Source organism: Synechococcus sp. BSA11S (genome assembly GCF_014224355.1).
Classification (GTDB): domain Bacteria; phylum Cyanobacteriota; class Cyanobacteriia; order PCC-6307; family Cyanobiaceae; genus Regnicoccus_A.
The window spans coordinates 1-5905 of record NZ_VNWP01000041.1; the positions used below are offsets into that span (position 1 = coordinate 1).

The 5905-nt window shown below is 62.9% G+C and carries 6 protein-coding genes and 1 pseudogene; 3 read left to right on the forward strand and 4 right to left on the reverse strand.

Annotated features, from left to right (window positions below; all coding sequences use genetic code 11):
* Positions 1-85: 85 nt before the first annotated feature.
* A pseudogene (locus tag FPZ61_RS15790) lies at positions 86-202 on the forward strand (IS3 family transposase); the annotation flags it as partial.
* 53 nt (positions 203-255) lie between these two features.
* Positions 256-537 carry a hypothetical protein gene (locus FPZ61_RS15220; protein WP_185467464.1) on the forward strand — a complete coding sequence of 94 codons (282 nt, stop codon included), beginning with the start codon at positions 256-258 and terminating at the stop codon, positions 535-537.
* Positions 538-864: 327 nt separating this feature from the next.
* Here FPZ61_RS15220 and FPZ61_RS15225 read toward each other — a convergent pair whose 3' ends face one another.
* The 4 genes from FPZ61_RS15225 to FPZ61_RS15240 all read right to left on the reverse strand — a co-directional run bounded on the left by FPZ61_RS15225 (position 865) and on the right by FPZ61_RS15240 (position 5517).
* On the reverse strand, positions 865-2343 hold the full coding sequence (locus FPZ61_RS15225) for a hypothetical protein (RefSeq protein ID WP_185467463.1): 1479 nt from the start codon (positions 2341-2343) through the stop codon (positions 865-867).
* 93 nt (positions 2344-2436) lie between these two features.
* Entirely contained in the window at positions 2437-2979 is a 543-nt protein-coding gene (locus tag FPZ61_RS15230; RefSeq protein ID WP_185474895.1) for a hypothetical protein, read from the reverse strand.
* A gap of 261 nt (positions 2980-3240) precedes the next feature.
* Positions 3241-4779, reverse strand: a complete 1539-nt coding sequence (locus tag FPZ61_RS15235; protein WP_185474896.1) for a HAMP domain-containing sensor histidine kinase — start codon at positions 4777-4779, stop codon at positions 3241-3243.
* A 66-nt stretch (positions 4780-4845) separates the two neighbouring features.
* On the reverse strand, positions 4846-5517 hold the full coding sequence (locus FPZ61_RS15240) for a response regulator transcription factor (protein WP_221630219.1): 672 nt from the start codon (positions 5515-5517) through the stop codon (positions 4846-4848).
* Between the two features lie 123 nt (positions 5518-5640).
* On the opposite strand from FPZ61_RS15240, the gene FPZ61_RS15245 reads away from it, so the two are divergent.
* Positions 5641-5905: hypothetical protein (locus FPZ61_RS15245; RefSeq protein WP_185467459.1), on the forward strand; the 265-nt coding region annotated here is incomplete at its 3' end.

The window sequence follows — 5905 nt, forward strand, 5'->3', positions numbered from 1 at the left end:
TGTGAAAGCCCCACACCCAAGGGGTAACAGTTTTAGTCAGAAGTCCTGATCTCAACCCCGAGAGCAGCAGCGCGATCTTGCCTTCTGGATTGAGGGGTATTACAACCGCGAGCGCCGCCATTCAACGATCGGTTACATCAGCCCGATCGACTTTGAGCAGCGATGCATCGTTGCCCCTACACTCACTCCCGTGAACCCTTGATCGGTGTCCACGAAATCGGGGGAACCCCAGCATGGGTTTTCGCGTCAATTGGGATGACAGCGAAGTTTGCGAAATCGACACCTTGTTCGGTTACCGCTTTCTGCTGCTGCCAAAAAAAACACAATAACTATGCTCATAGTCTGATGCTGCACTTCATGGTCAATTCTGCCCAGGCGTGGTATGACCATTTTCAGGCGGTTGGGCTGGTTGAAAAATTTCCGGGGACAAAGGTTGCTGAACCGGATCTCAAGCCGTGGGGCCTGCTTATCACCCATGTCTGGGATCCTGCGGGAGTCCTGATGCATTTTGCAGAGCGTCCCGGTGAAGATCCATAACGCACCGCTCAGCGGTGCCGTGCGGCTTCGTCTCCCGCCCATTCCCCTCACGCTTGATGAGAATCGGAGTCTTGTGGGTGAGTGGAATGTCGCGTTTCTAAGCCCCTTATCAGGCCGTCAGGCTGCTTCGAGTTAGGTCGAAAACGGCCTGAGCCGATGCTGTCTCCATCGCTGGAGGCTCTGCCTTTCGGAGCGATCATTCCACTTCTCGACGTAACCTCCGGCCAAGGCCTCCATCCCCATGCCCCGGATGAATGCCTCGAGCCCCATCGCCAGGCGCTCTCCGATGGTTGCTGGCAGGCATGATGCCAATTCCCAACCCCGAAGTTACCAGTTTTTCAGGTACTCATCGCGCGTGAAGATCACAGTCCCATACTCCGCGCCGGCCCCGACACCCCCACTGATGGTGAAGCCGTGCGGTGTGATGTCGCGCTCGGGGAAATCGATCGACACGCCACCTCCGGCGAGGGCCTTGCCTGAGAAGTTGATGCTGCGGCCTTTCTCTGAAACGTAGTCTTCAATCGGCATCTCTTCCACGGTGAGACCGACGGTCACATCCACGCCACCGGCCAGCCCGGCACCGCCCCCGAGGCCATTGGTGAGGAAGAACCGGCCATCGGGTCGGGGTACGAGCGGAATCGCGTAGGAAATCGAGCCCTCGATCCCGGCACCGGCCATCACGCCGCCGGAAAGGCCGATCTCCAGTGTTCTCGGTGGAGCGCCAAGAACTCTCTCGCCATAGGATTTCAGGGCCTGGGGAGAGACACCGCAGATGGAAAGAATGCGGTTGATTCCGTTTTCCGAGCGTTCTTTCATGGCGTTTTTCAGCTGGCTCAGGTTGCCTGGAACGAGCAGGCAGGTCCGCAGGCGGAACGCCGGGTTTTCCACGCCCAGCGCCTTCACGATTTCGTACATTCTTTTAGCGGCTGCCTTGTATTCCGCTTTGCTCAGCTTGCGATAGCAGGTGCCCTGGTTCGGTAGCACGCCCGGGCTGTAGGACATGCCGTCATCGCACCAGTGCCTGGGGTTGGGGTTCCAGCAGCTCTTCTGATTCTCGCCGCCGCAATCGGGCGTGGGATCACTTCCAGGTTTGATGCAGCGCCCATCGCCGGGCTTGCCGGTGCCGAAATATTTGAGCCCTGTGTTGCACCACTTGGCGGGGTTGACGTTCCAGCAGCTCTTCTGATTGAGGCCCCCGCAGGCTGGCTTGCGCTCGGGCTTGGGTTGGGGCTTCACGCAGCGTCCGTCACCGGGCTTGCCGGTGCCGACGTATTTCAGCCCGGTGTCGCACCATCGGGCGGGATTGATGTTCCAGCAGCTCTTCTGATTGAGGCCACCGCAGGCCGGCTTCCGCTCGGGCTTGGGCTGGACCACGGGATCCGGCTTGGATCGGGGCTTCACGCAGCGCCCGTCGCCGGGCTTGCCGGTGCCGACGTATTTGAGCCCGGTGTTGCACCACTTGGCGGGGTTGATGTTCCAGCAGCTCTTCTGATTGAGGCCACCGCAGGCCGGCTTCCGCTCGGGCTTGGGCTGGACCACGGGATCCGGCTTGGATCGGGGCTTCACGCAGCGCCCGTCGCCGGGCTTGCCGGTGCCGACGTATTTGAGCCCGGTGTTGCACCACTTGGCGGGGTTGATGTTCCAGCAGCTCTTCTGATTGAGGCCACCGCAGTCTTTGCCCGCCTGGGCTGGGCCTGCCAGGGACAGGACCAGGAGGCCCGCGAAGACGGGGAAGGCGGTTTTGATCGGGGTCGTGGAGAACATTTCTTGGATGGTGGTGAACTTTTTCAGGGTCGTGGTGGCCATGGCTCCTCTTACGCCTTGCTCCGTGGGCGCTCCTGGCCGGCTCTTGCGCTCTTTGCAGGTCTTGTCACTGGGATCGATTTCGTTCGATTGGAGTCACCATGGGCTGACCGGTGCTTCGCCGGCATCAGGGTCGGCCGGTGGCTCGCCCATCCCGGGTTCCGGTTCATACTCCGGCTCCGGCTCATAGCCGTAGCCGGGATCCTCTTCATTGCCCGGTCCGTCGTACTGCCCGCTCTTTTCCATGTCGAAGGACATTGGGTCGTCGATGCGGACCGGACGCAACGTGTACTGGGCCGGCATCATTGTGCCCTGCACCGAAACCTTGAGTGAACCATCGGGCTGCAGACGCCCGGTGAAGCTCCCCATCAGCGGCAGATCGTATCCGCCGTACTCACCCGGCCCTGTCCTTTGCATGTCCTTGAGGACCACCATCGAGGGATGGATCTTCAGCACAAACAGGTGCACCCAGGGATCGATGGCATAGGCCCGTCCGCCCTCGATCCGGATTCGCTTGCCGATGGTGTTGATCATCCACTCACCGTCGATCGGCAGTCTTTCAGTCATGGGGACAGCGCTGGCCATCGGCAGGAAGGCCCGGATCTGTGCGATGTGGCTGTTATCGAGTGGTACGGCCATGGCCTGCGATGTCCCACAGAGAAAGCTCATTGCACAAACTCCCGATGTGATGAACCGGTAGCGAGAACGCGTTGAATCGATCATGTCTTCAATCCTTGGTCTTGATCTGAGTTCGTCCGTTGCCGGCTGGGTTCGAAAACACAGGCCTGCCCGAATCACTTCCACAAACTAGGCAAGGCCACAGGAGAGCAAAATGGGGTATTGACCCCATTCTTGTCTTGAAGTCGGCCAGAAAACACTGAGACGTTTCCGTTCAGGCGCTCAGTGGTGGCCTTGATGCTTCGGCAGCGATACGTAGGCCGAGGTCCCCCGGCCGGGAGTCGAGCGCAACTCGAACGCCATCCCCTGGGCACGGCACAGCGCCTGGACGATGCTCAGTCCGAGGCCATCGCCTTCGGAGTCCGCCCCCTTGACGCCCTGTTGCCTCACCCTGGCCAGGGTCGGCGCATCCATGCCGATGCCGTCGTCGTGCACCTGGAAGACGACGTTCTCGCCGCGGGGCATGAAGCCGACCAGCAGCCGTGTCGGTCTGGCATGGGCGAGCGCATTGGCGATCAGGTTGGCCATGATGCGCATCGTTGCCAGCGGCTCGACGCAGACCCTGCTGTCCGGGCAGATGAAACGCAGGCGCACGTCCTGTTCCACAGCCTGGGCGGAGAACATCTGCTCGAGGGTGCGCGCGAACATACCGGCGGCGACGACCTCAGACCCGCTGGCGGGCCCGTCCGGTGGCGGGTCTCCATCCTGTTCGTCCCGGCTGTCGCTTGTGTAGGCCCCTGCCAGGCTGGCCACGTAGTCCACCGCCCTCGACAGCCTGTCTGCGTCCTGTGCCCGGCCGCCGCGCTGCATCTGATCCACCGCCTGGCGCAGCGCCGCGACCGGCTGCTTCAGATCATGGGACACGCTGGCGAGTCTGGATCGATGCCTCGAAGCGGTGGACAGGGCCGCCTGGTAGTCCGCTTCAGCCTCGGCCAGGGCCAGTTTCAGCCGGGCCTCGTTGCGTTCCGCCACCAGCGACTGCCGCTCGGCGCGGGTCTTCTCACGGGTGACGGCGACGACCTGCCAGATCACGATGGCCAGGGAAAACACCGCGAACAGCAGCAGGGTCAGGCGATTGAGCTGGTTGATGTGGGGACGCGAGAAGCCCACTCCGGAAAAATGGGCCACCTGCAGCGCCATCGCGAAGCCGCCCACCACGACCGGGAAGGTCCGCGTCAGCCGCCGCTGCAGGCGGTCCCGGACAGACCAGGTCAGCGGCGGCAGCGCCTGGGTGAACAGCATCGCGAAGAACAGCAGGTTCAACGGGATCCACATGGTCACCAGGGAGATCCGCTGCAGCCACAGCACGCTGCTGAGCGGCAGAAGGGCGGTGAGCAGGGCCAGGCAGCGGAAGAGCGGGCGCAGGCGCGCCAGGGGGTGGGGTGCCTCGATGCGCAGGGCGACCACCAGGTAGCCGAAGGCCGTCGTTGTCGAAAGGCACAGGTAGGGAACCACCCAGAGCACGAAATCTCCGCCCCCGAGCAGGTGGGCGAGGGTGCCGTCCTGGCTCGCGACGCTGAGCAACAGGAGCAGGGAAAACAGCACATAGACCAACCACCTGAATTCCTGGTAGGCGGTGATGATCGCGGCCGCGAAGGCGATGGCGGTGAGGAAGAAGGTATAGAACACGGCGTCCCCGGTGTCGGGAACATGGCCCATGGTCAGCGCGCGGGCTTCGCCCGCCGCGAGCGCCATGCCGGCAAGCACCGGGAGGCCCGGGCGATGGCGCCAGAGGGCGATGGCGCTCGCGGGTGGATCCATGCGCATTGCCGACAACGTCCTAGCCTCCCATTCTCCTGAAGCCAGCCCCCCATGCCCATGGGGTTCTCACCCCATGGATGCGGGAGAGGGATCGATCAGGCCGTCCTGGAGGGCGCGGGCCATCAACTGCACCACCGAGTGCGCCTCAAGCTTGTTCATCACGCTGGCGCGGTGTTTCTCGACGGTCTTTGGACTGATGTACAGCTCGCCGGCGATCTCCTTGTTCGACTTGCCGGCGACGATCATGTTGAGGACCTGGCGCTCGCGGGCAGTGAGCGCCCCCGATTGCTGCCCGCGGCGGAGGAGTTCAGCGAACTCCTGAGCGACGTAGCGGCCGCCGCTCAGCAGCAGGGGCAGCTTCGTCACCATGTCGCGGGCCGGGAGCGCCTTGCTGAACAGACCATCGGCGCCGGCCTCGACGACCCCCGCCAGGACCCCGGCGGCGGAGATGCCGGTGAACACCGCGATCCGGGTGTCCGGGCTCCAGCGCCGGATATCGTGGATGATCTCCGCGCCACTGGCGAGCGGCATGGAGATATCCAGGAACAACAGATCCGGCTGGTGGGCCTTCACCGCAGCGATGGCTTCCAGACCATTCTCAGCGGTTGCGACGACCGTGTACGGACGGCTGTCGTTTGCGGCGCTGTTGTCCAGCAGATCACGAATGGCCTCACGGATGATGGCGTGATCGTCAGCGATGATGACCGAGCAGGTCTTTCCGGTCGGCTCGGGATTCATCATCGGGTCAGGTGATGTCGCGCTCGTTGCCAGGCGAAAATGGGGTGCTCACCCCATGGTCAGGGCCGTAGCGGGGGGGAAATAATCACCCGTCCACTTTACTGAAGTGCGGAGAAAACCCCTGTGCACAGGCTCGTCATCCTGTTCTTCCTTGTATTCGGCTCTGCCACAGCCACTGCCACAGCCACTGCCGCCGCCTCGGCTGAGCAGCCCGCCCTTCAAAGGGCGCGCACCTCACTCAATGCCATCGGCCCCGAACTGCTGACCTCGCGCCTGCGCAACAACGGTGTCGACAACGCGATGGTGTCATCCCCCTCGCTGTACTTCGCGCTCAGCGTGCTGGCACTGGGCGCTGACGGTGCCTCGCAGCAACTGCTCCGCACCCTCC

Coding starts and splice junctions, on each gene's coding strand:
- FPZ61_RS15230 (WP_185474895.1), bottom strand. CDS start 2,979: ATGGCCGTACCACTCGATAACAGCCACATCGCACAGATCCGGGCCTTC.
- FPZ61_RS15235 (WP_185474896.1), bottom strand. CDS start 4,779: ATGGATCCACCCGCGAGCGCCATCGCCCTCTGGCGCCATCGCCCGGGC.
- FPZ61_RS15225 (WP_185467463.1), bottom strand. CDS start 2,343: ATGGCCACCACGACCCTGAAAAAGTTCACCACCATCCAAGAAATGTTC.
- FPZ61_RS15220 (WP_185467464.1), top strand. CDS start 256: ATGACAGCGAAGTTTGCGAAATCGACACCTTGTTCGGTTACCGCTTTC.
- FPZ61_RS15240 (WP_221630219.1), bottom strand. CDS start 5,517: ATGAATCCCGAGCCGACCGGAAAGACCTGCTCGGTCATCATCGCTGAC.